Below are 24465 nucleotides of genomic sequence, written 5' to 3' on the forward strand. Positions count from 1 at the left end.
TCAATGAACGAGGAAAAGCTCCGCTACTTTCTCAAGCGGGTGACCGCCGACCTGCACGAGACCCGGCGCCGCCTGCAAGAGGTGGAGTCCGAGGACCGGGAGCCGATCGCGATCATCGGCATGAGCTGCCGCTACCCCGGAGGGGTCGGCTCGCCCGAGGACCTGTGGCGGCTCGTGTCCGAAGGCGGCGACGCGATCTCCGCATTCCCCACGGACCGCGGCTGGGACATCGAAAGGCTCTTCAGCGACGACCCGGACGGGCAGGGCACCAGCTATGTCCGGCAGGGCGGATTCCTGCACGACGCCAACGAGTTCGACCCGGCGTTCTTCGGCATCAACCCGCGTGAGGCGCTGGCCATGGACCCGCAGCAGCGGTTGCTGCTGGAGACCACCTGGGAGGTGTTCGAGCGCGCGGGCATCGACGCCGCCGCGGTGCGCGGCAGCCGCACCGGTGTCTTCGCGGGCGTGATGTACCACGACTACGCCTCGCGGCTGCGGGCCGTACCGCCGGGCGTCGAGGGCTATCTCGGCACCGGCGGCTCCAGCAGCATCGCCTCCGGCCGGGTCGCGTACACCTTCGGCCTGGAGGGCCCGGCCGTCACCGTCGACACGGCCTGCTCGTCGTCGCTGGTCACCCTGCACCTGGCGATGCAGGCGCTGCGCAACGGCGAGTGCGCGCTGGCGCTCGCCGGCGGCGTCACGGTGATGTCGACGCCGGGTACGTTCACCGAGTTCAGCCGCCAGCGCGGGCTGTCCTTCGACGGCCGCTGCAAGTCGTTCGCGGCCGCCGCCGACGGCACGGGCTGGTCCGAGGGCGCGGGCATGCTGCTCGTGGAGCGGCTCTCCGACGCCCGGCGCAACGGCCACCCGGTCCTGGCGGTCGTACGCGGCGGCGCCATCAACCAGGACGGCGCGAGCAACGGTCTGACCGCCCCCAACGGCCCGTCCCAGCAACGCGTCATCCGCCAGGCCCTGGCGAGCGCCCGGCTGACCGCCGAGCAGATCGACGTGGTCGAGGCGCACGGCACGGGCACGACGCTGGGCGACCCGATCGAGGCGCAGGCGCTGCTGGCCACGTACGGCAAGGAGAAGACCGCCGAACGGCCGCTGCTGCTGGGTTCGGTGAAGTCCAACATCGGGCACACCCAGGCCGCCGCCGGTGTCGCCGCGATCATCAAGATGGTCAAGGCCATCGAGCACGGCACCGTCCCCAGGACGCTGCACGTCGACGCGCCCACCCCGCACGTCGACTGGGCGGCGGGCGCGGTCGAGCTGCTGACCGAGGCCCGGCCGTGGCCGGAGACCGGCCGGCCGCGCCGCGCGGCCGTCTCCTCGTTCGGCATCAGCGGCACCAACGCCCACCTGATCATCGAGCAGGCCCCCGCGCCGGAGGACGCCGGTACGGATGACGACGGCCCCGGCACCACGGACAGGGCCCTGCCGGTGCAGCCCTGGGTGCTGTCGGGCAAGGGCGAGGACGCCCTGCGCGCCCAGGCCGAGCGGCTCCGCGCGCACGTGGCCGCCCACCCCGAGCTGGACCCGCTGTCCCTCGGCTACTCGCTCGCCACCACCCGCAGCGCGTTGGAGGACCGCGCGGCGGTGATCGGCGGTGACCGCGCGGAGTTCCTCGACCGCCTGACCGCGCTGGCCGAGGGCCGCACGGCCGCCGGACTGGTGCAGGACGCCGAGACCCGCGGCAAGGTCGCGTTCCTGTTCACTGGTCAGGGCAGCCAGCGGCTCGGCATGGGCCGTGAGCTGTACGAGACGTACCCGGTCTTCGCCGACGCGCTGGAGGAGGTCTGCGCGGAGCTGGACCCGCGTCTGGAACGGCCGCTGAAGGACGTGCTGTTCGGCGACGACGCCGGGCTGCTGGACCGGACCGGTTTCACCCAGCCCGCGCTGTTCGCGGTCGAGGTGGCGCTGTTCCGCCTGGTGGAAGCCTGGGGCGTGACGCCGGACTTCCTGTCCGGGCACTCGATCGGCGAGCTGGCCGCCGCGCACGTCGCCGGGGTGCTGTCCCTGGGCGACGCCTGTCTGCTGGTGGCGGCCCGCGGCCGCCTCATGCAGCGACTCCCGGCCGGTGGCGCGATGATCGCCGTCCAGGCGTCGGAGGCGGAGGTGCTGCCGCTGCTCACCGACCGGGTGGGCATCGCCGCCCTCAACGGCCCGACCTCCGTGGTCGTCGCCGGTGACGAGGACGCGGCGCTGGAGATCGCGGCGCGGTTCGAGGCCGAGGGCCGCAAGACCAAGCGGCTCGCCGTCAGCCACGCGTTCCACTCGCCCCGTATGGACGGCATGCTGGAGCCGTTCCGCAAGGTCGCCGAGAGCCTGACGTACCACGCGCCGAAGATCCCGGTCGTCTCCGGCCTGACCGGCGCCGTCGTCCTCGCCGAGGAGATCGCCACCGCCGACTTCTGGGTCCGGCACGTCCGCGAGGCCGTCCGCTTCCTCGACGCCGTCCGCACCCTCGAAGCCCAGAACGTCACCACCTTCGTCGAACTGGGCCCGGACGGGGTGCTGTCCGCGATGGCGCAGGAGTGCGTGACCGGCGAGGGTGGGGCCTTCGTGCCCGTCCTGCGCAAGGACCGGCCCGAGGCCGAGGCGCTGACCACCGGCCTCGCCCGCCTGCACGTCCGCGGCGTCGCCGTGGATTGGGCGTCGTACTACGCGGGCACCGGCGCCCAGCGCGTCGAACTGCCCACCTACGCCTTTCAGCGCGAGCACTACTGGCTGGACGCGGGCACCGACTTCGGCGGCGTCACGGCCGCAGGACTCGGCTCCGCCGACCACCCGCTGCTCGGCGCGGCCGTCGCCCTCGCCGACGCCGAAGGGTTCCTGTTCACCGGGCGGCTCTCCCTGGAGACCCACCCCTGGCTGGCGGACCACGCCGTCATGGGCGCTGTCCTGCTGCCCGGTACGGCGTTCGTGGAGCTGGCGGTCCGCGCCGGTGACCAGGTCGGCTGCGACCTGCTGGAGGAACTCACCCTCGAAGCGCCGCTGATCCTGCCCGAGCGGGGCGGGGTCCTGGTCCAGATCGCCGTCGGCGCCCAGGACGCCACCGGCCGCCGCTCGCTGGCGTTCCACTCGCGTCCCGAGGACGCGGCAGAAGAGGAGGCGTGGTCGCGGCACGCCACCGGTGTGCTCGCGGAGGGCGCCGCCCCGGCCTCGTTCGACCTGAGCGCCTGGCCGCCCGCCGACGCGGAGCGGATCGGCACCGACGGCCTGTACGAGGGCCTGGCCGCGGCGGGCTTCGACTACGGACCCGCCTTCCAGGGCCTGCGGGCCGCCTGGCGGCACGGCGGCGACATCTACGCGGAAGTCGCGCTCCCCGAAGGCACCGAACCCGGAGCCGGGCTGTTCACCCTCCACCCGGCGCTGCTGGACGCCGTGCTGCACGGCATCGGCCTGGGAGACCTGGTCGAGCACACCGAAGGCGGTCGGCTGCCGTTCTCCTGGAACGATGTGACCGTCCACTCGGTGGGCGCCGACGCCCTGCGCGTCCGGCTCTCCGCGGCCGGGAACGGCGGGGTGAGGCTTGACATCGCGGACGTGACGGGTGCCCCGGTCGCGTCGGTGGCGCGTCTGGCACTGCGCTCGGTGGCGCCTGAGCAACTGGGCGCGGCCCGGGGCGGCGCGGGCGACGCGCTGTTCCGGGTGGAGTGGACGACGGTCCCGGCGCCGGACACCGCCCCGGCGGGCCGGTGGGCGGTCGTGGGTCCCGACCCGTTCGGGGCATCAGAGGCCCCAGGATCCGAGGTGTCGTCGTACGCGGACCTGACGGCGCTCGCCGAGGCGCTGGGATCCGGCGCTGCGGCACCGGAGTACGTGATCGTGTCTCCGCCCGCGAAGGGCGGCGCGGACGTGGCCGCCGAAGCGCACCGGGCCACCGCCGACACGCTCACCATGCTCCAGCAGTGGCTGGGCGACGAGCGCTTCACGGACACCCGCCTGGCCGTCCTGACCTCGGGCGCGCTCGCGCACGCGGCGGTGCGGGGCCTGGTGCGCTCCGCCCAGTCGGAGAATCCGGGCCGCATCGTGCTCGTGGACACCGATGCCCACGCGTCGTCGCTGGCGGCCCTGCCCGCCGCGCTGGCCTGCGCGGAGCAGGAAGTCGCCGTTCGGGAAGGCGTGCTCCGCACGCCGCGGCTGGCGCGGGTCGCCGCGGACCCCGCTCACGTCGTCCCGTCGTTCGATCCCGAGGGCACGGTCCTGGTCACGGGCGCGACGGGTACGCTCGGCGGCCTCGTGGCCCGGCACCTGGTGGCCGGTCACGGCGTACGGAATCTGCTGCTGCTCAGCCGTCGCGGTGCCGAGGCGCGGGGCGCCGACGAACTGGTGGCCGAGCTGCGCGCGTCCGGCGCCGAGGTGACCCTCGCCGCCTGTGACGTGGCCGACCGGGAGGCGCTGGCCGCCGTCCTGGCGGGCATTCCGGCGGGGCATCCGCTGACGGGCGTCGTGCACACGGCCGGTGTGCTGGACGACGGTGTCATCGGCTCCCTGACCCCGGAGCGGATCGACCGCGTCCTGCGGCCGAAGGTGGACGCGGCGTGGCATCTGCACGAGCTGACGCGCGACCTCGACCTGTCGGCGTTCGTAGTGTTCTCGTCGGCCGCCGGTGTCTTCGGCGGCGCGGGCCAGGGCAACTACGCGGCGGCCAACGCCTTCCTCGACGCACTCGCCCAGCACCGCAAGTCCCAAGGGTTGACGGCCAGTTCGCTCGCCTGGGGTCTGTGGGCGGAGCCCGGCGGCATGGCGGGCGACCTCGACGAGGCGGAGCTGGCCCGGCTGCGGCGCGGCGGGATCGCCGCCATCACCGCCGAGCAGGGTGTGGAGCTGTTCGACGCGGCGGCCCGCACCGGCGAGGCGCTGCTGGTTCCCATGCCGCTGGACATGGCGGCCCTGCGCGCCCAGGCGAGCGGCGGCATGCTCCCGCCGCTCTTCCGCGGCCTCGTCCGCGTCCCGCCGCGCCGTGCCGCCCAGGGCGGCGGCGAGCGGTCCGGTTCGCTGGCCCAGGCCCTGGCCGGGGTCGACGGCGGCGAGGCCGACCGTATCGTCCTGGACCTCGTCCGCACCCAGGTCGCGGCCGTCCTGGGCTACGCGGGCCCCGAGGCGGTCGACGCGCAGCGCGCGTTCAGCGAGGTCGGCTTCGACTCGCTGACGGCGGTGGAGCTGCGCAACCGGCTCGGCGCGGCCACCGGCGTCCGGCTCCCCGCGACGCTGATCTTCGACTATCCGACGCCCACCGCCCTCGCCCGCCATCTGCGGGACGAGGCCCAGGGCACCACGGCCGACGCCGCCGCGCCCGCGGCCGCTGTGGTGGGGGGCGAAGAGCCCATCGCCATCGTCGCGATGAGCTGCCGCTACCCCGGCGGCGTCCGCACCCCCGAGGACCTGTGGACGCTGGTCACCGAGGGCCGGGACGCGATCACCGACATGCCGGCCGACCGCGGCTGGGACATCGACGGGCTCTACGCCGACGACCCCGACCAGCAGGGCACCAGCTACGCCCGCAACGGCGGCTTCCTCCACGACGCCCACCACTTCGACCCCGTCTTCTTCGGGATCTCGCCGCGTGAGGCCCTCGCCATGGACCCGCAGCAGCGGCTGCTGCTGGAGACCACCTGGGAGGCGTTCGAGCGCGCGGGCATCGACCCCGCCGCCGTACGCGGCAGCCGCACGGGCGTCTACACCGGCGTCATGTACAACGACTACGGCACGCTCCTGCACCGCAACCCGGACGGCCTTGAGGGCTACATGGGCACCGCCAGCTCCGGCAGCGTCGCCTCGGGCCGGGTCTCGTACACCTTCGGTCTGGAGGGCCCGGCGGTCACGGTCGACACGGCCTGCTCGTCGTCGCTGGTGACGCTGCACATGGCCGTGCAGGCGCTGCGCAACGGCGAGTGCTCGCTGGCCCTGGCCGGGGGCGTCACCGTCATGGCGACGCCGGGCACGTTCGTGGCCTTCAGCAAGCAGCGCGGCCTGGCGACGGACGGCCGCTGCAAGCCGTTCGCGGCGGCGGCGGACGGGACCGCCTGGGGTGAGGGCGTCGGCATGCTGCTCGTGGAGCGGCTGTCGGACGCGCGGAAGAACGGGCACCCGGTGCTGGCGGTCGTGCGGGGCTCCGCCGTCAACCAGGACGGCGCGAGCAACGGCCTGACCGCCCCCAACGGCCCGTCCCAGCAGCGCGTCATCCGGCAGGCCCTGGCCAACGCCCGGCTGTCCGCCGCCGACGTGGACGCGGTCGAGGCGCACGGCACGGGGACGACGCTGGGCGACCCGATCGAGGCGCAGGCGCTCCTGGCCACCTACGGCCAGGAGCACTCGGACGACAGCCCGCTGTGGCTGGGCTCGGTGAAGTCCAACTTCGGGCACACCCAGGCCGCCGCCGGTGTCGCCGGGATCATCAAGATGGTCAAGGCCATCGAGCACGCCGTGCTCCCCAGGACCCTGCATGTCGACGAGCCGACGCCGCACGTGGACTGGTCGGCGGGCGCCGTGTCGCTGCTGACGGAGGCGCGAGAGTGGCCGGAGACGGGGCGGCCGCGCCGCGCCGCCGTGTCCTCGTTCGGCATCAGCGGCACCAACGCGCACACGATCCTCGAACAGCCGCCGGCCGCAGGGCCCGAGCCGACCGAGCCGGTCGCAGGGCCCGAGCCAGCCGAGCCGTCCGACGTGACGTCGGCGGCCGTCCTGCCGTGGGTCCTGTCGGGCTGTACGGAGGCGGGGCTACGGGGGCAGGCGCGCAAGCTGCTCGCGCACCTCGAAGCGGAACCGTCGCTGCGCCCGGCCGACGTCGGCTATTCGCTGGCCACCAGCCGGGCCGTTCTCGACCAGCGCGCGGTGCTGGTCGGGGCGGACCGAGACGACTTCGTCCGCGCGCTGGAGGCCCTGGCCCAGGGGCAGCCGCTCCCCAACGCCGTAGCGGGGACCGGCACGGCGGCCAAGACGGCGTTCGTGTTCCCGGGGCAGGGGTCGCAGTGGGTGGGGATGGCGGTGGGGTTGTTGGATGCCTCGCCGGTGTTCGCCGCCCGTATTGAGGAGTGTGGCGCTGCTCTTGCGGAGTTCTGTGACTGGTCGTTGGTGGATGTGCTGCGGGGTGTGGAGGGAGCGCCGTCGCTGGAGCGGGTGGACGTGGTCCAGCCGGTGCTGTTCGCCGTGATGGTCTCCCTCGCCGAGCTGTGGCGTTCGCTGGGCGTGGCGCCGTCCGCCGTCGTCGGCCACTCCCAGGGGGAGATCGCGGCGGCCTGCGTGGCGGGCATTCTCAGCCTTCAGGACGCGGCCCGCGTCGTGGCGCTGCGCAGCCAGGCGATCGGCCGGGTGCTGGCCGGCCTCGGCGGCATGGTCTCGGTCTCGCTGCCGGACGCCGAGGTACGCGAGCGGATCGCCGCCTGGGGCGAGGAGCGGATCTCCGTGGCGGCCGTCAACGGGCCGTCTTCGGTGGTCGTCTCCGGTGAACCCACCGCACTGGAAGAGCTGCTGGCCTCCTGCGAGGCGGACGAGGTCCGGGCCCGCCGCGTGCCGGTGGACTACGCCTCGCACTCCGCGCAGGTCGAGCTGCTGCGCGACGAACTCCTGACCCTGCTCGCCCCGGTGGTGCCGCAGGCGGCCGAGGTGCCGTTCCTGTCCACCGTCACGGGCGAGTGGGTCGAGGGTCCGGAGCTGGACGCGGAGTACTGGTTCGCCAACCTCCGTCGCACGGTCGAACTCGAAGGCGCTGTACGGCGGTTGCTGGACGAGGGCTTCGGGGTCTTCATCGAGTCCAGCGCGCACCCGGTGCTGACGATGGGCGTGCAGGAGACGGCCGAGGACGCGGGCCGCGAGGCCGCCGTACTCGGCTCGCTGCGCCGCGACGAAGGCGGTCTGGAGCGCTTCTGGCTCTCCCTGGGCGAGGCGTGGGCCCGTGGTGTGGCCGTGGACTGGAGCGCCGTCTACGGCGACGCCGCCCGCGTCGACCTGCCCACGTACGCCTTCGAGCACCAGCGTTACTGGATCGAGGTCCCGCTCTCCGTCGGCGACGTCGCCTCCGCGGGCCTCGGCGCTGCCGGGCACCCCCTGCTCGGCGCCGCCGTCGAACTCCCCGACTCCGACGGGTTCCTGCTCACCGGGCGGCTCTCGCTCCAGACCCATCCCTGGCTCGCCGACCACGCCGTCTCCGACACCGTCCTGCTGCCCGGCACGGCCTTCGTGGAACTGGCCATCCGGGCAGGCGACCAGGTCGGCTGCGACGAGCTCGAAGAGCTGACCCTGGAGGCACCGCTGCTGCTGCCCGAGCGCGGCGGTGTCCAACTGCGGCTGACCGTGGGCGAGGCCGACGACACCGGACGCCGGACGCTGGAGGTGTACTCCCGCCCGGAGCCGCCCGCGGCCGGCGACGGTGGCCCCGACCAGCCCTGGAGCCGTAACGCCAGCGGCGTCCTCGCGGTCTCCGAGGCGACGGACCGCACGCCCGAAGCACTGACCGCCTGGCCGCCCGCCGATGCCGAGCCCATCGAAGTCGAGGGGCTGTACGAAGGGTTCGCGGCGGGCGGGTTCGGCTACGGCCCCGCGTTCCGGGGGCTGCGCGCCGCTTGGCGGCGCGGCGACGAGGTCTTCGCGGAGCTGGCGCTCGACGGCAGGCAGCGGACGGACGCCGCCCTGTTCGGACTGCACCCGGCCCTGCTGGACGCGGCCCTGCACGGCGTGGCTCTCGGCGACTTCCTCGGCGAGACGCCGGGCGGAGACGGCATCGGCTCGGCGCCGGGCAAGGACGGCCGGCCGGAGGGCCGGTCGGACACCAGGGAGGGCGGCACCCCGGATGCGGGCGGTGCCCCGGACGCGGGCGGCATCCGCCTCCCGTTCTCCTGGAGCGGCGTCACGCTGCACGCCGCCGGTGCGACCGCGCTGCGGGTGCGGATCGCCCCGGCCGGTCCCGACGCCGTCGCCCTGGCCGTGGCCGACGAGACCGGTGGCCCCGTCGCGTCGGTGGACCATCTCGCCCTGCGGCGGATCGCGCCCGACCAGCTGCGTGCGGCCCAGGTCGCGTACCACGACTCGCTGTTCCGGCTGGAGTGGACGCCGTTGCCCGCCCCTGTCCCCGTAAGCCCGGACACCGCCGGCCGCTGGGCCGTGATCGGCGCGGACGACGGTCTCGGCCTCGGCCGGGCGCTGGACGCCGCCGGGGCCGACTGGGAGGCGTACGACGACCTGGAGACGCTCGCCGGTGTGCTGGCCTCGGGCAGGCCGCGGCCGGACCTGGTGCTGCTGCCCTGCGCCCAGGACGGCACCGGCGATGTGGCCGAGGACGCCCGTTTGGCCGCGCACGCGGCGCTGGACTCCGTCCAGACCTGGCTCGCGGAGGACGGGTTCTCCGGGGCGCGGCTGGCGTTCGTCACCCGGGGGGCGGTCGCGACCGACGCCGCAGCCGACGTGCCGCACCTGGCACACACCCCCGTATGGGGTCTGGTGCGCACGGCCCAGACGGAGAACCCGGACCGGTTCCTTCTCCTCGACCTGGACGACGAGGAGCCCTCGTACGGCGTCCTGGCGGCGGCGGTGGCGACGCGAGAACCACAACTCGCGGTCCGGCGGGGCAACGTGTCCGCACCGCGCCTGGCACGCGTAGAGAAGCAGAACCAGGGCCAGGACCAGGACCAGAAGTCCCCCTTCGACCCGGCCGGTACGGTCCTGATCACCGGCGCCACGGGCGTGCTCGGCGGGCTGCTCGCCCGGCACCTGGTCACCCGGCACGGCGTACGGCATCTGCTGCTCACCAGCAGGCGCGGGCAGCAGGCGGACGGCGTGCCCGAGTTGGTCGCCGAACTCACCGCCGAAGGCGCCGAGGTGACCGTCGCGGCCTGCGACGCGGCCGACCGGGGGGCACTGGCCCGGCTGCTGGCGCAGATCCCCGAAGCCCATCCCCTCACCGCGGTGGTCCACACCGCGGGCGTGCTGGACGACGGGCTCCTCCCGGCCCTGACGACGGACCGGATCGACACCGTCTTCCGCCCGAAGGTGGACGCGGCGCGGAACCTGCACGACCTCACGCGGGACATGGACCTGTCCGCGTTCGTCCTGTTCTCCTCGGCGGCCGGTGTCTTCGGCGCGCCGGGACAGGGCAACTACGCGGCGGCCAACACCTTCCTGGACGCCCTCGCCCGGCACCGCCGCGCCCAGTGCCTGCCCGCGCTGTCGCTGGCCTGGGGCCTGTGGGAGCAGCGCAGCACCATGACCGGGGACATGGCGGACGCGGACGTGCTGCGGATGGCGCGTTCGGGGATGGCGCCGCTGTCCTCGCGGGACGGCCTGGACCTGTTCGACGCGGCGTGCGGGGCGGGCGGCTTCCACGACACCGACGGGGCCGAGGGGGACGCCCTCCTGGTCCCGCTCCACCTGGACACCGCCCCGCTGCGCGAGCAGGCCGCGGCCGGTGCGCTGCCCGCGGTCCTCCGCGGTCTCGTGGGGCCGGTACGGCCCGCCAGGCGGCGCGCGGCGGAGGCGACGCAGGCCGACGCCCTGACGCTGACAAGTCGACTGTCCGGCCTGGACCCGGCCGAACAGGAGCAGCTGCTGCTGGACCTGGTGCGCGGCCAGGCGGCGGCGATCCTGGGCTATCCGTCGGCGGACGCCGTGGGCACCACCCGCGGCTTCCTGGAACTGGGCTTCGACTCGCTCACGGCCGTGGAACTCCGCAACCGCCTCAACGCGGCCAGCGGCCTGAGGCTGCCCCCGACCCTGCTCTTCGACCACCCGACGCCGACCCTGGTCGCGAGGCGGCTGCGGGAGCAGTTGGCGACCACGTCCGGGGACCTCGACGGGGCTGGGGCAGGGAACACGAATCCCGACACCGAACCGACGACGGTCTTCGCGACGATGATGCGGGAGGCGGCCGAGCAGGGCAGGCAGGCGGAGTTCACCAAACTCCTCATGGACGTCTCCAGGTTCCGCGAGAGTTTCGCCAATACCGCGGAACTCCGCCGTCCCCCCGCCCTGGTCCGCCTCGCACGGGGCGAGACGCGCCCGTCGCTGATCTGCCTGCCCTCCATCCTGTCGATCTCGGGCCCGCACCAGTACGCGCGCTTCGCCGCCGGGTTCCGCGGCCACCGGGACGTCTGGGCGCTGGCCGCCCCCGGCTTCCAGGCCGGGGAACAGCTGCCCGCGCACGCCGAGGCGGCGATCGAGGCCCAGGCCGAGGCGGCCCTGCGCCACGCGGACGGCGCCCCGTTCGTCCTCCTGGGCCACTCCTCCGGCGGCATGCTCGCCCACGAGGTCGCCGCCCGCCTGGAGTCCGACGGCGTCTTCCCGCAGGCCGTCGTCCTGCTGGACATCTACTCGCACGACACGGACGCGGCCGTCGCGATCCAGCCCGGCCTGACAGCAGGCATGGACGAGCGGGCCGAGGGTTACGTCCCCGTGGACGACCAGCGCCTCCTCGCAATGGGCGCGTACTTCCGCCTCTTCGGCGAGTGGCGCCCCAAGGAGATCAAGACACCGACCCTGCTGGTACGGGCCGGTGAACGCCTCTTTGACTGGACCAGGGACGGTGAGGACGGAGACTGGCGCTCGTACTGGGGCCTGCCCCACACGGCCGTTGACGTGCCGGGCAACCACTTCACGATGATGGAGACCCACGCGCCCACGACGTCCCAGGCGGTCTCGGACTGGCTCTCGCTCTGACAGGTCCGACCGGTCCGACCGGTTGACAATGCACGGCTGGGCGCCGCTCCCTTAGGGAGCGGCGCCCCCGCATCAGGGTGGGTCCCTAGCCAGAAGGCGCGCGTCTGGAAGGTGCGATGACTGTGTATAGCGTGCTGTTCTTCAGCGTTCCGTTAACCGTTGTCGGGCTCGTTGCGTATCTGTGCGTCTCTGCAAAGGGGAGAGGAGCGGTTCTCGGGAGTGGCAGGGTGCGCTTATACGCGGACGCATCCGTGCTCCTGCTGGCCATCGCACTGACGCTGTATACCATCGGGCTCTCCAGCATGCTCACTTCCGAGTCCGAGTTCGCGACGTGCTCCTATGAGCGGAGCGGAGACCCCGCCGGCGTAGGTCTCCCTGAATTCGTATCCGGCGGTGAGGTCCTTCTCCCTGTTGGCCATACATGCCGATGGGCAGACGGCTACACGCTGAACCTGGTGCCGTCCTATGTGAATCCCGGGTTCATCACCTTTCTGTACTGTTCTGCAGTCGCTGCACTGGCTGCTGTCACGCAGCACATGGCGAACAGGCGGGACCTGTTGGCGGCGGCGACCGGCAGAGATCGTGACGAAGCTCCGCAACTGGGCTGACACGCCAGGAAAGGGCGCAGGCACCGCAGTTGATGTGCTGGCCGACGCTCGGCGTGCGACCGCCCAGCGCCTGGAGCGCCGTCAGCGGCGTGCTGCGTAGGCCTCGACAGCGCACCGGGCGCCCCGGTGCGCCAAGTGTCGGGGCGTCCCCCACGCGGCCGCGGCGGCACCGGCTCGCATGCAGGCTCAGGCCCAGGTCTGGTCGAGGAAGTCGGCGATCAGTGGGGCGATCTCGGACCGGCGGTCCTCCAGGGCGAAGTGCCTGGTGCCGAACAGCTGCGGTTCGCCACCGGGCACATCGCGCAGTACGCGTTCAGCTCGCGACTGCCCTTCAGGATCCGCACCCCGGCAAAACAGATGCCGCAGACCGCACGGCGACGTAATGTGTGCTCCCGGATGCTGCCTATTACCTGGCCGTTCGTACGGCCACAGCTTCGGGAGGGCTTGATGGTTGCGGACGTAGTCAGGACCTGGGTTGCGGGCTGGGCCGTGTCCCGGCGGACGCCCCCGCCTGTCGAGAAGCCCTGGGGGCTGTATGTCGAGGTGGCCGGCAACCCCGACGAAGTGGGACGCCATGTCCTGCCCGAGGTCGAGGAGTCGTTGGTCCGCAGCGCCGCTGCCTCGGTGACCGTGCCACGGACCTGGATGAAGATGCCCGCGGAGCCGAAGGAGATCGAGCGCTGGCTGTCCCCGGGGTGGGTGGTGGCCTGGGAGGAGACCGGACATCTGATGGCCGTTGACCTGATGGCCACGAACCCGGTCGCACCCGAGGGGTACACCGCGACCGTGGAGACCGTTGGATCCGTGACCTGCGTCCGGGTGCTGAATGTGGCGGGCGAGCAGGCGGCCCAGGGGCAGATGGCATCCCTCGGGGAAGCCGTGGTCGTGGACCGGGTGGTGACCGAGGAGGCCCATCGGCGGCGCGGGCTGGGCAACTTCGTGATGCGTACGCTCGCCGACCGCGCCCTGGAGCAGGGCGCGGTCCTCGGCGTTCTCGGCGCGACCGACGCCGGGTGTGCGCTGTACGAGACGCTGGGCTGGAAGAAGCACGCGACGCTGGCGGAGTGCATCTACCGGCCCTGAAGCAGGAGCGTCGGCCGTACGCGCCGATGGCACGGAGCCAGCTTCCCAGCTCGCCGGGTGGTGTCGTCCGCTACTACCAGCGCCGCAAGCCCGCCACCGTGCTGGAGGGCTGAGCCGGCGGCCGACCTGTATGAGGACCACACGTAGTGATCGCCGAAGGGGGGCGGTCCGCGCCGTCCTGTCGGGGCTACGTGGACCGAAGAGACGCTGTTATCAGTCTCGGCTGGCCTCACGCAGGCAGTCGAGACAGACCCACTCCTTGCGGGCGACTAGCTGGGTCCGTTCTTTCGGGTGCTTGCCGCACCATGCCGACGGACCGGACTGGTCGGGCAGGTCCCGCTTGATCAGCATGCCGATCACGGCGCGCGGCGGAAGTGGTTCGCCTTCGGGGAGCGAGTGGTCGGTCATTCCTCGTCCTCGGCCGGGGGCTCCGGCTCAGGGGCCGGGGTCACGATCTCGTTCTCGAACACGTCATACCCGTTGATCTCGTTGCCACCCACCAGGGGCTCCTTCCTGTCGTCGTGTCGTACGAACCCGGCCCCGGCTGGCTGCCCTGGAAACAGTCGGGGCGGGGTTCATGGGGCAAATGGGGGCAGGACGGCGTGCCTCAGCCGGGGTTGGGGTCGACGCGCCAGTGCTTCTGAGTCGTCACGAGGAACTGGCGATGCGTCGGCTCTGCTCGCGTGTGGTTGATCGTCCACACTTCGACCGGGCGCGGGTCGTCGTCCACCAGCCCCGAGGACTGGGCGCACGTCATGCACTCCACGCCGTAGATCGCCTGCGGCGCGCCCTCGCCCGACTCGGGGCTCAGGACCCACTCGGCGCCCTTGATGATCGCGTCCGTGCTCACAGCCACGCCCCCGGCTCGGCCCGGTAGGGCCGGGTGATGTGCTCGCGGTAGGCGCGGTGTTGCGGGTTGGCCTTGAGGTGCCGGACCGCCCACTCCGTACCGCCGTCGCCGCTCACTCATGAGTCCACCACCTTCGACTCGGTGTTGATCGCGATCCGCAGCGCCACGAACAGCAGGTCGGCGTCGGTGAGTGCCCGGTCGGCAGGGACGCGCCAGTGCAGCCCTGGGCCAACGGTCCGATGGACCGGTGGCACGCCGACGTAGACGACCTTGTCCCTGGTCTCGGGCAGACCGTGACGTTCTGCATCGACGGGTGGTGCGTCATCGCCGTCGGCACCAGCCAGTACATACTGCGCCGGTCCTGGATGACTGCCCCGCAGTCGTCACCGAGCAGGGCAACGGCGCACTCGCCGATGCGAGCGGGGACGCGCACCGCGTTCCACCACTTGCCCGCAGGTAATGCCTCCGCATCGGCCCCGGAGGGTGGGAACCACAGTTCCTTGGAGCGTGTGATGTTGACATGCATGAGCGCCCCCAGCGTCGTCGGTGATCAGGCGGCTATCACCGTAGGAACGCTGGGGGAGGGATAGGGGCAGGATTCCTGCCCCTCGAACAAGCACTCAGGCAGCGAGGACGCCAATCCTTGCGGCAAGTTCGGCAGCACGGCGGCGCCGGGCAGGTGACTTCGATTCGGCCTCTTCCAGGACGATGCGGCGCGCGTACCCGTTGTATTGCACGGTGTCCGGCGCCGCCTCGTACGCCTTGGACAACGTAGCGATCGCGGCTTCTGGCTGGCCGTCGATGTGGTACCCGCGGGCTTCCTCGATCCTGTGGCGGGCTCTCCGGGGGCGCGACGGGATCGTCGTCGCGTCCGCCGCCGCGACCTGCCGTACGGATTCGCCTCCGGCATGCAGTTCGACCGCGATCGTCACCGCGTGGGCACCCATGATGGCGCGAGAGAAGCTGGTGACCGGGTGGAAGTAGTCGGCGGGCAACTTCTTCGCCACACCAGCGGCTTGGTCCCATAGGTGCCACGCGGTGCCCGTGTCGCCGCGCCGAGCGGCGGTGTATCCAGCAGCCATTTTCAGGGCCCCCACGATGGCTCGAACGTCGGTTGCGGCATCTGCCAACAGCGGCTCCAGGTAGCGCAATGTGTCTGCTGTGACGGCGTCTGCGGCGTCGTAGTGACCGCTGTCGCGGTGTGCTTCCGCTGCCAGCCAGGCGGCGACTCCTATGGCGTGCGGATCCTCGCTTTCCTGCGCGGCAACCATGCGGCGTTCGACCACACGCCAATACAGTGCTGTGTCGGGCTGGTAGGCAAGGAAGAACTGGCAGAGGCTGTAGACCTCGGCGAGGGCAGCCTGAGCAGCTCGCCGGTCGGCAGCGCGGTCGGTCTGGCACACGGCCAGCTGCGCATCGCGGATCAGGTCGGGAAGCAGGGTGCCCACGACCTCCCGGTGGTTGGCTGCACAGTGGCGGGCGCTCCACGCGCGGGACATCCGCGCGCTGAGGTTGGCCGACGGCGGCGCTTCACGATCGGCGGTGAAGGGAAAGGTGTCGATCGCGGTGCGCACCGCCGACAGCTTCGGGTGGCCGGGACCGATGAACAGGTGGGTGGGGAGCGTCTGGTCGCCTGTGAGGTCGGAGAGGTCGCGGACGCGCAGGACTTCGGCGATGCGCAGGATCATGGAGAGTGACGGGACGCCGATGTCGCCGCGCTCGACTTGCTTGACCCAGCTCGTCGATTTGCCGACGAGCCCAGCCATAACGGTGCGCGACATTCCTCTGCGGGTTCGGAGGACCTGCATGCGCTGGCCGAAGACCAAGGGCTGGGTGTACGGGACCGGGGTAGCATCAGATGACATGGCCTTGCCCCTCTCTGAACAGCTCGTCACTGATCAGGGTATGGCGCAAGGCCATCATTGCGTCCGCTGATTCACCTCTGCCGACGTGATGATGGCTCCCGGGTCGGCCCAATTACTCACGATCACCTGGCGGTTCCGCGCTGTATCGTCGGCCGGGGTCGCAGCCACCGCCGCATCCGCGAGACCGCACGAGGAGGCCGGGCATGAGCGTGCCGGAGACGATCGGCGTGGAGCGCATGGATGGAGCTGCGGCCGCGCAAGCCGAGGCGGCGTTCCGGCTGGTGTACGCCGAAGCGTTTGCCGAACCTCCGTACAACGAAACCCCGAAGGGCGTCGAGGCGACCTTCCGGCACTTCCGTTCGCAGGTCCGCGAGCCCACCTTCCGGGCCGCCCTCGCCCGTACCGCGGACGGTGAGCCGGTCGGGATCGCCTACGGCCACGCGCTCGGTCCCACCACGGGGTGGTGGGACCGGCTCATCACCCCTGTCCCCGACGAACTGCGCCGCGAGGACGGGCACCGGACCTTCGGGTTGCTGGAGTTGGCCGTACGCGCACCCTGGCGGCGGTTCGGTGTCGCGCGACGGTTGCACGAAGCGCTGCTCGCCCAGGCCGCCGAGGAGCGCGTCGTCCTCAACGCCCGGCCGGATGTGGCAGCGGCGCAAGCCGCGTACCGGTCGTGGGGATACCGCAAGGTCGGCGAGTCGCGCCCGGGCGAGGGCGCGGGCCCCCACGATGTGATGCTGCTCGACCGGCGCTGAGCATCCAGGTCACCGCGCCCGGCCTCAGCGCGGCCGTGGGCCACGGGCGCGCCGGGCGCCCGGGCCCACCGTCACGACCTCGAAGTTCCGCTTCGTGCAGTCCAGGCGGTGGAAGAGGTTGTCGGGGCCGGTGACGCACAGCTTCGCCACCCCGGCGGTCTTCAACGCCGCCACCACCTTCGGCCAGTGGATCGGCAGATCGAAGGTGTCCAGCATCATCGTGCGCAGGTCGTCGGCCGAGGTGATGACCGTGCCGTCCTGGTCGGTGACGACGGGCAGTTTCGGGTCGGTGAAGGTGTAGCGGGGGAGGATCTCCTCCGCGGCCCGCCGCCGCAGCTCCGTGAACGCGGGGGCGTGCACCGCCGGCACCATCGTGTACATCGAGTAGCCGCCGACCTGGCTGACCCGGTGCTTCAGGCCGTCCAGCTCCTTCTCGCGCAGCGAGACCATGAAGAAGCCGTCGTCCAGATAGCCGGAGAAGTCGTACCACTCGCCCCGCGCGTCGAACTCGGAGAGGATCTCGTCCAGTTTCTCGCGCGGGGTGCGGACGAAGGTGTGGGTGACCGCGTCCTGGTACTGCTCGGTGAAGTACGTGTGCTCGCAGCGGGCCAGCTCCGCGGTCAGCCGGACCACCTCGGGGAAGGGCAGCGAGCCGACGTACGCGGCTGCCGCCTTCTGGCCGAAGCTGGGCCCCACGCACAGGTCGGGGACCAGGCCCAGCTCCTGCTCCGCCCGGTCCGCCGAGGCCATCGAGTTGACCAGGAAGGCGATCTGGGTGGCCTCGGAGTAGTCGTCCTCGGATTCGCGCAGCGCGTCGAAGACCGAGTAGCCCAGCGCCTCGTCGGCCTCGGCGAGCCGCTTGCGGGCGAACGGGTCCAGCATCAGGAACTTGCCCACCTCGGCGAAGGTGGACGGTCCCATGCCCGGGAAGACGATGGCCGTCTTCGTCTGCGCGGAATCCGTCGGTGCCGTCATGGTCTGCGTTCCTTTGCCTTTCACCTTTTGCCTTTGAGCTTTTGCCTTTGAACGGAGGCGGACGCGGCGTCAGTCCTGCGCCCTGCGGTTGAAGCCCCGGATCCCGATGAACCCGTAGATCAGCGTCGCCGCGGAGATGGCCGAGACGCAGATCCACAGCGGGATCGAGTCCGGGCCCTCCGGCGGCAGCAGCAGGCCGCGCATCGCCTCACTGACGTACGTCAGCGGGTTGAAGGCGCACATGATCTGGAACCAGCGCAGGTCCTCCAGGCTCTGCCAGGGGAACTGGGTGGCGCCGGTGAACATGATCGGGGTCAGCGTCATGGCGAAGACGATGCTGATGTGGCGGGCCGGGGCCAGGGTGCCCAGCGTCAGGCCCACCGTGCCGCCGACGATCCCGCCGAGGGCGAGGATGCCCAGCGTCTCGGGCATCTTGCTCAGCGGCCAGGACACGTTGTCCAGCAGCAGCAGACCGATCGGGATCATGATCAGGGAGCCGATGAGCCCGCGGATCGCGCCGAAGATCGCCTTCTCCACCGCCACCAGCGAGGTGGGGATCGGGGCGAGCAGCCGGTCCTCGATCTCCTTGGTCCAGGAGAAGTCGATGGCCAATGGGAGCGCGGTGTTCTGCAGGGCCACCAGGAAGCTGTTGAGAGCCACCACACCGGGCAGCAGCACCTGCTCGAAGCCGGGCGCGGTGTAGCCGAGCTGGCCGAGCACCTTGCCGAAGACGAAGAGGATGAAGAACGGTTCGACGAGGACCTGGCCCAGGAAGGGCGCGATCTCACGGCCGGTCACGAAGACGTCCCGCCACAGGATGAAGCAGAACGTGCGCCACCGGTTGGCCCGGCGGCGGTGGCGGCCACCGGTGCCAGACGCCCGGGGCTTGGGGGTGGCGCTCTCCATCGGCGCGGGGGCGGGGGCGGGGGCGGGGGCGGAGGCGAACGCGGGGGTGGGGCCCGACACGGCTCCGGAGCCTGACGCGGCTCCGGGGCCGGACGTAGCTCCATGGTCCGACGCGGCTCCGGAGCCCGACGCGGCTCCGGAGCCCGCGGGGCCCCCGCCGAACAGGGGCCCGCTCACCACCGGAGTCTGGCCGCCGCCGGACGTCGAGCCGAACGCGGGCCCGGCCACGGGCGTCTGCCTGTTCCCGGCCGCGGCCGGCTGGACGATCCCGGTCACCGGCGACGGGCGGTTCCCGGTTCCGGGCTGCTGCGAGCTCCCGGTTCCGGCTCCGGGTCCGGGACCAGAGCCCGGCGGCTCGGCCCCGACCACCGGTATCACGGCCGTATCGTCCCCGGTCGGCTTGTTGGCGGCTGCGGAGGTGGTCATCGCAGTTCCTTCCCCGTCAGCTCGACGAAGACGTCTTCCAAAGACGCCTCGTTCACGCTCAGGTCCTTGAGCTCGCAACCGGCTTCGGTCAGAGCCTTGATGGCGGCGGGCAGCAGCGTGGAGGACAGCGCCTCGCTGTAGATCTTCATCCGTACGGTGTTGTCCAGGGCCGCGGCCTGGCCGCCACCATCGAGGACCTTCGCCACCAGGTCCGCGTCGTCCTGCTGGAGCACCTCCACGCGCTCGACGAAGCTCAGCGCGCGCAGCATGGACAGCGGCCCGTCGATCCCCGCGTGCGGTGGCACCACCGACACCGTCAGCGCGGTGGCGCTGAGGGTGTCCATCAACGCCTGCGGGGTGTCCAGTGCCAGCAGCTTCCCGTGGTCCACGATGCCGACGCGGTCGCACAGGCGGGCCGCCTCGTCCATGTTGTGGGTGGTGATGACCACCGTGACGCCCCGCTGCTTGAGTTCGGCGACCCGCTCGTGCACGAAGATCTGCGACTGCGGGTCCAGGCCGGTGGCGGGCTCGTCCAGGAAGAGCACCCGCGGCCGGTGCATCAGCGCGCGGGCGATCATCACGCGCTGCGCCTGGCCGCCGGAGACCTGGTCGGCGCGGGCCTTGGCGTGGTCGGCCAGTCCCACCCACTCCAGGCTCTCGTCCGCCAGCCGGTTGCGCTCCGCGCGCGACAGGCCGTGGTAGCCGGCGTGGAAGGTGAGGTTCTGGCGGATCGTCAGGGACCGGTCCAGATTGTTGCGCTGGGGTACGACGGCGAACGACTGGCGGGCCACGGCCGGCTTGTTCACCACGTCCACGCCCTGTACGAAGGCACGTCCGCCGGTCGGGGCGACCCGGGTGGTGAGAATGCCGAGGGTGGTGGTCTTTCCCGCTCCGTTGGGGCCGAGAAAGCCGAAGACCTCGCCGTGGTTGACCGTGAAGCTCAGGTTGTCGACGGCCGGAACCGGGCGGCCGGGGTACTGCTTGACCAGGCCGTCGACGATGACGGCGAAATCCATGGGGCGTGTTGTGTTCATCGATGCCTGTTAAATCAGACGGAACACGAATATGGATCGTGCGCCGATGCGAAGGACATGGATTAAAGGGGCACGGAAAACATGCTCGCCATGTCTAGCACGGACCATCAACGTGCAGGCAGAATCGGCCTGCACGATAGGGGGAGACGGGACGGGTTAGGGGTGTTTAGGGGGCACGTAAACCGGCCGTCGCGAATAGCGGTCACTAGGGGTTGTGGCCGCCGGAGAAGGGCTCATAGCCTCACCGCGTGAGCGCTTCGAATAATGCGCCCGTTTCCGGATTTCCGGAAGAGGCGGTGGGGCCCGCTGTTGTCCGGCCCCGCGCGCACCGCCCGTTCCGCCCGCGGCCGCCGCAGAGGTGTGGTCCTTGAGTCAGGTCAAGCAGGCCAAGCCCGATGATGTCGGCCTTATCCGGATTCTGCAACCGGAGACCCCCAGCAGCTTCCGGCTGATCTGTTTCCCGGAATCGGCGCGCTCCACCGCGTACTACCTGTCGCTGTCGGAACTGCTGCTGCCCACCGTCGAGGTGCTCGCGATCCAGTACCCGCCCGAGGCCAGGGGCGCGGAAGGCGGCGACATCGCCACCGCCCCGGAGCTGGCCGACCGTATCTTCGACGCCCTGGGGGAGTGGACCGACCGGCCCGTGGCCCTCTTCGGCCACCGCGCCGGGGCCGAACTCGCCTACCGGGTCGCCGAACGCCTGGAGCGGGAGACCGCGACGGCGCTGCTCACCCTGTTCGTCTCCGGCCGGGCCGCCCAGTGGGACAGGCCGCTGGGCCCGCCGGCCCTCAACTGCCGCATCGTCGCCCTCACCGGTGAGCGCGACCCTCAGACTCCGCTGCGCGGCGTGCGCGCCTGGCGGCGGTGTACGAGCGGACGATTCGACCTCGAGGTGTTTCCCGGCTCCCTTGGCTGCTACCTCGACTCGAACCGGAGAGAGGTCGTCAATCTCGTGCACGACCAGTTGCTCTCCCAGTCCACCCTCGATGCCGAGTGGGAAACCGGCGCCGAAGACAAGGGAGCCTAGGGGCCGGCAAGGGTCCCGGCGGCTGCCCGTACTCCACAGAGAAAAGGAAAGTACGACCGATGACCGCGAAGATCTTTGCAGTCGACTCGGTGCAGACCCTCGACGACTTCGAACAGGACGCCCTGCGCGTCGCCGATGTGATCCGCGAACTGGGGGTGAACCCCGGCAACCGGGTCATCCTCAAGGCCGGCAACTCCGCCGCGTACGTCAGCGTGCTGTTCGCGCTGATGCACGTGGGCGCCTCCATCGTGCTGGTCGACCAGCAGGAGCACGCGGACGAGACCCGGCGCATCGCCCAGCGGACCCACACCGCGATCTCGTTCGTCGACGACGACGCCCCGATCGACGACGACGCCCGCGCCGTCAACCTCTACGAGCTGATAGCCCCCGCCGCCGGACGCCCGGTCACCGAGGAGCGGCTGGACTTCGACGCCTGGGGCGCCCGCCCCGACGGCCTGATCATGTGGACGTCCGGCTCCACCGGCACCCCCAAGGGCGCCGTGAAATCGGGCCGCAAGTTCCTCAAGAACCTGGAGCGCAACGCCGCCCAGGTGGGGCACCGCCCGGACGACGTCCTGATGCCGCTGCTGCCCTTCGCCCACCAGTACGGGCTGTCCATGGTGCTGATCGCCTGGCTCACCCGGTGCTCGCTGGTCATAGCCCCGTACAAGCGGCTCGACCGGGCCGTGCAGATGGCCGGCCGGACCGGCGCCACGGTCATCGACGCCACCCCCGCCAGCTACCGCAGCATCCTCAACCTGGTCACCCGCAAGCCCTCGCTGCGCGCCCACCTGGCGCCGGTGCGGATGTTCTGCTCCGGGGCGGCGCCGCTGGACGGCTCCCTCAACGACGCCTACGTGGCCGAGTTCGGCCTGCCGCTGCTGGACTCCTACGGCAGCACCGAACTGGGCAACATCGCCTTCGCCACCCTGGACAACCCGGTCTCCTGCGGCCGGGCCATGGACGGCATCAAGCTGCGCGTCGTCGACGAGGACGGAGTGCCGGTCGCCGCCGGGGAGGCCGGCGAGATCGAGGTGGACACCCCCGACGCGCTGGAAGGCCACCTCGCCGACGACGGCGGCATCGACTCCATGCCGTCGGGCTGGCAGCGCACCGGCGACCTCGGCTATCTGGACGAGTCCGACAACCTCTACGTCCTGGGCCGCAAGTTCGCCGTGCACCGCATGGGCTACACGCTCTACCCCGAACTCATCGAGCGCAAGGCGGCCGTGGCCCACATCTCGACCCGTATCGTGCCGCTGCCGGACGAACGCCGCGGCGCCCAGCTGGTCTTCTTCGTCGAGGACGACCAACTGCGGGACGCGGCCCACTGGCGGGACCTGCTGGCCGAGGCGCTGCCCGCCTACGAGCAGCCCAACCGGGTCGTCGTCCTGGACAGCTTCCCGCTCAACCGCAACGGCAAGCCGGACAAGCGCCAGCTGGAGAAGCTCGCCCGGCAGTAGCCGCCACGGCGGCGTACGCGACGGCGGCGTACGCGACCGGGGCCGCACGCGACAGAGGGGCCGGTGACACCGTCACCGGCCCCTCTGCCATCCGGCTCAGGTGTACGGCAGCTCCACCGGCGCGATCTCGTGGAACACATCGCCCGGCCCCGGATTGTCCGGGTGCGTGGCGCCGCCCAGATGGCGCAGCACCCCCCACACCGCGTTCAGCGCCGTCGTCACCGCGCCCTCGGCGAAGCCCGCCGTCCAGGACACATCGTCGCCGCACAGGAAGAAGCCGCGCTGCTCCGCGCCCATCCCGTCCTGCATGAACTGGGTGAACAGTCGCCGCTGGTACCGGTACTGGCCGGGCAGGTTCGACTTGAACGCCCCCATGAACCGGGGCTCGGTCTCCCAGGTGACGGTCAGCGGCCCGTCGATGAGATGCGACCGTATGTCGACGTCCGGATAGATCGCGGCCAGCCGGGCCAGCAGCACCTCCAGCCGCTCCTGCGCCGACAGCGTCGCGAACTTCAGCGAGTCGTCGTTCCAGGTGTACGACAGGCACATCACGCCCGGCCGGTCCGGGCCGTCGTCGAAGAGGTACACCCCGCGCGGCATCCGGTCGGTCAGCGTCATGCTCATCGCGTCGGTGCCGGTGGCCGGATCGGTGTCCCGCCAGAACGGCCGGTCCACCAGGACGAACAGCTTGGACGCGCCCATGTAGTGGGTGCGCTCCACCGCGGTCCAGTGGCCGGTGGGCAGCAGCGCGGGATCGCAGTCGATCCGGTTCAGCAGCGTCCACACGTGCGGGCTGAAGACCACCGCCGGGTACGTTGCGCTGCCGCCGCCCGCGTCCTCGACCCGGATGCCCGCGCCGGACCGGTGCAGTCCGGTGACCGCGGGCCGGGTCGCCGCACCGCCGTGCAGGGATGCCAGGGACGTGCCCCGCGGCCAGTGCGCGAGAGCGGTCGGGCGGTGTTCCCACAGGCCCCGCGGCAGCTGCTGGGAACCGCCCACGATGGCCATGTGGTCGTCGTCCGCCTCGGTGAAGACCACCCGCAGGATCTCCAGCATCGAGTTGGGGAAGTCGGTGTCCCAGCCGCCGGTGCCGAACCCGACCTGGCCGAAGATCTCCCGGTGCCGGAACGACTGGAAGGTGGGGGAGGTGGCGAGGAAGCCGTAGAAGGACTGGTCGTCGAAGTCCCGGACCAGCCGGTTCCACACGGCCTTGAGGGTCCCCACGTCCCGCTGCCGGATCGCGTCGCGGACCGTGGACAACTCGGCCCGCTCCTGCAGCGCCTTCTCCCAGGCGTCCGCGACCTCCTGGTAGACGTCCGGCAATTGCTCGGGAGTACGGGCCCGGTGGCGGACGCCGCCCAGGTCGATCAGCGTGCTCGGAGTCCCCGGCGCCAGCGGATTGGGGAAAGGGCGCGTCTCAAGGCCCAGCAGACCGATGTAGTGGAACAGCGCCCGGGCGGAAACGGGAAAGCGCATGGCGCCCATCTCGGCCACGTGTTCCGGGTTTCCGGGAAAGGGGACCGAGCGCATGCGCCCGCCCAGCTGCTCCGCCTCGTACAGCACGGGCCGCAGGCCCAGCCGCATCAGCTCATAGGCGGCGGTCAGTCCGGCCATTCCCCCGCCGACGACGGCGACCTCGGTGCCGGCCGCTCCGGGTGGCAGGCTGCCGAGCCCCGCCGGATGGCACAGCCAACGGTCATAGGAGAAAGGAAAGTCCGGCACGAGCATCGTCGTCGGAGCCGTGGTGGCTGACGTCATAAGAGAAACGCTATGGACACCGATCCCGGCCCCTCAACCCCTATCCACCCTTGCGAATCC

Annotated in this window: 15 protein-coding genes; 7 read left to right on the top strand and 8 right to left on the bottom strand. The window is 71.6% G+C overall.

The genetic code is table 11. The features are described from left to right. Positions 1 to 3: 3 nt before the first annotated feature. From ACQUSR_RS21815 to ACQUSR_RS21830, 4 genes are all read left to right on the top strand, one after another. Positions 4 to 11652, top strand: a complete 11649-nt coding sequence (locus tag ACQUSR_RS21815) for a type I polyketide synthase (protein WP_431044275.1) — start codon at positions 4 to 6, stop codon at positions 11650 to 11652. Between the two features lie 131 nt (positions 11653 to 11783). Beyond that, positions 11784 to 12260, top strand: a complete 477-nt coding sequence (locus ACQUSR_RS21820; protein ID WP_431044276.1) for a hypothetical protein — start codon at positions 11784 to 11786, stop codon at positions 12258 to 12260. 447 nt (positions 12261 to 12707) lie between these two features. After that, positions 12708 to 13343: a GNAT family N-acetyltransferase gene (locus ACQUSR_RS21825; protein WP_431044278.1), complete on the top strand. Its 636-nt coding sequence runs from the start codon at positions 12708 to 12710 to the stop codon at positions 13341 to 13343. Next, positions 13325 to 13456 carry a hypothetical protein gene (locus ACQUSR_RS21830; RefSeq protein ID WP_431044279.1) on the top strand — a complete coding sequence of 44 codons (132 nt, stop codon included), beginning with the start codon at positions 13325 to 13327 and terminating at the stop codon, positions 13454 to 13456. The genes ACQUSR_RS21825 and ACQUSR_RS21830 overlap by 19 nt, the downstream gene beginning before the upstream one ends. Before the next feature lie 100 nt (positions 13457 to 13556). Here the strand turns inward: ACQUSR_RS21830 and ACQUSR_RS21835 are convergent, their stop codons facing one another. The 4 genes from ACQUSR_RS21835 to ACQUSR_RS21850 all read right to left on the bottom strand — a co-directional run bounded on the left by ACQUSR_RS21835 (position 13557) and on the right by ACQUSR_RS21850 (position 16058). Continuing rightward, positions 13557 to 13751 (bottom strand): hypothetical protein, encoded by a 195-nt coding sequence (locus tag ACQUSR_RS21835; protein ID WP_431044280.1) that lies wholly within the window; start codon positions 13749 to 13751, stop codon positions 13557 to 13559. A 199-nt stretch (positions 13752 to 13950) separates the two neighbouring features. Then, positions 13951 to 14193, bottom strand: coding sequence for a hypothetical protein (locus tag ACQUSR_RS21840; RefSeq protein ID WP_431044281.1), 243 nt, complete (start codon positions 14191 to 14193; stop codon positions 13951 to 13953). A gap of 116 nt (positions 14194 to 14309) precedes the next feature. Then, the gene (locus tag ACQUSR_RS21845; RefSeq protein ID WP_431044282.1) at positions 14310 to 14447 is read right to left on the bottom strand and encodes a hypothetical protein; all 138 of its coding nucleotides are present in this window, start codon (positions 14445 to 14447) and stop codon (positions 14310 to 14312) included. 366 nt (positions 14448 to 14813) lie between these two features. Further along, positions 14814 to 16058 carry a helix-turn-helix domain-containing protein gene (locus ACQUSR_RS21850; RefSeq protein ID WP_431044283.1) on the bottom strand — a complete coding sequence of 415 codons (1245 nt, stop codon included), beginning with the start codon at positions 16056 to 16058 and terminating at the stop codon, positions 14814 to 14816. A gap of 203 nt (positions 16059 to 16261) precedes the next feature. On the opposite strand from ACQUSR_RS21850, the gene ACQUSR_RS21855 reads away from it, so the two are divergent. Next, positions 16262 to 16816 (top strand): GNAT family N-acetyltransferase, encoded by a 555-nt coding sequence (locus tag ACQUSR_RS21855; protein WP_431044284.1) that lies wholly within the window; start codon positions 16262 to 16264, stop codon positions 16814 to 16816. 24 nt (positions 16817 to 16840) lie between these two features. Here ACQUSR_RS21855 and ACQUSR_RS21860 read toward each other — a convergent pair whose 3' ends face one another. The 3 genes from ACQUSR_RS21860 to ACQUSR_RS21870 form a co-directional block, all read right to left on the bottom strand. Next, entirely contained in the window at positions 16841 to 17791 is a 951-nt protein-coding gene (locus ACQUSR_RS21860) for an ACP S-malonyltransferase (protein WP_431044285.1), read from the bottom strand. A gap of 69 nt (positions 17792 to 17860) precedes the next feature. Beyond that, positions 17861 to 18757, bottom strand: a complete 897-nt coding sequence (locus ACQUSR_RS21865; RefSeq protein WP_431044286.1) for an ABC transporter permease — start codon at positions 18755 to 18757, stop codon at positions 17861 to 17863. 362 nt (positions 18758 to 19119) lie between these two features. Next, positions 19120 to 20157 carry an ABC transporter ATP-binding protein gene (locus ACQUSR_RS21870; protein ID WP_431044287.1) on the bottom strand — a complete coding sequence of 346 codons (1038 nt, stop codon included), beginning with the start codon at positions 20155 to 20157 and terminating at the stop codon, positions 19120 to 19122. 358 nt (positions 20158 to 20515) lie between these two features. On the opposite strand from ACQUSR_RS21870, the gene ACQUSR_RS21875 reads away from it, so the two are divergent. Both ACQUSR_RS21875 and ACQUSR_RS21880 read left to right on the top strand, forming a co-directional pair. Further along, positions 20516 to 21184: a thioesterase II family protein gene (locus tag ACQUSR_RS21875; RefSeq protein ID WP_431044288.1), complete on the top strand. Its 669-nt coding sequence runs from the start codon at positions 20516 to 20518 to the stop codon at positions 21182 to 21184. Between the two features lie 59 nt (positions 21185 to 21243). Beyond that, on the top strand, positions 21244 to 22647 hold the full coding sequence (locus tag ACQUSR_RS21880) for a class I adenylate-forming enzyme family protein (RefSeq protein ID WP_431044289.1): 1404 nt from the start codon (positions 21244 to 21246) through the stop codon (positions 22645 to 22647). A 96-nt stretch (positions 22648 to 22743) separates the two neighbouring features. Here the strand turns inward: ACQUSR_RS21880 and ACQUSR_RS21885 are convergent, their stop codons facing one another. Further along, positions 22744 to 24405: a flavin monoamine oxidase family protein gene (locus ACQUSR_RS21885; protein ID WP_431044290.1), complete on the bottom strand. Its 1662-nt coding sequence runs from the start codon at positions 24403 to 24405 to the stop codon at positions 22744 to 22746. Between the last annotated feature and the right edge of the window lie 60 nt (positions 24406 to 24465).

Source organism: Streptomyces sp. P1-3, assembly GCF_050613155.1.
Classification (GTDB): domain Bacteria; phylum Actinomycetota; class Actinomycetes; order Streptomycetales; family Streptomycetaceae; genus Streptomyces.

Coding starts and splice junctions, on each gene's coding strand:
- ACQUSR_RS21870 (WP_431044287.1), bottom strand. CDS start 20,157: ATGAACACAACACGCCCCATGGATTTCGCCGTCATCGTCGACGGCCTG.
- ACQUSR_RS21835 (WP_431044280.1), bottom strand. CDS start 13,751: ATGACCGACCACTCGCTCCCCGAAGGCGAACCACTTCCGCCGCGCGCC.
- ACQUSR_RS21825 (WP_431044278.1), top strand. CDS start 12,708: ATGGTTGCGGACGTAGTCAGGACCTGGGTTGCGGGCTGGGCCGTGTCC.
- ACQUSR_RS21885 (WP_431044290.1), bottom strand. CDS start 24,405: ATGACGTCAGCCACCACGGCTCCGACGACGATGCTCGTGCCGGACTTT.
- ACQUSR_RS21815 (WP_431044275.1), top strand. CDS start 4: ATGAACGAGGAAAAGCTCCGCTACTTTCTCAAGCGGGTGACCGCCGAC.
- ACQUSR_RS21855 (WP_431044284.1), top strand. CDS start 16,262: ATGAGCGTGCCGGAGACGATCGGCGTGGAGCGCATGGATGGAGCTGCG.
- ACQUSR_RS21880 (WP_431044289.1), top strand. CDS start 21,244: ATGACCGCGAAGATCTTTGCAGTCGACTCGGTGCAGACCCTCGACGAC.
- ACQUSR_RS21860 (WP_431044285.1), bottom strand. CDS start 17,791: ATGACGGCACCGACGGATTCCGCGCAGACGAAGACGGCCATCGTCTTC.
- ACQUSR_RS21850 (WP_431044283.1), bottom strand. CDS start 16,058: ATGTCATCTGATGCTACCCCGGTCCCGTACACCCAGCCCTTGGTCTTC.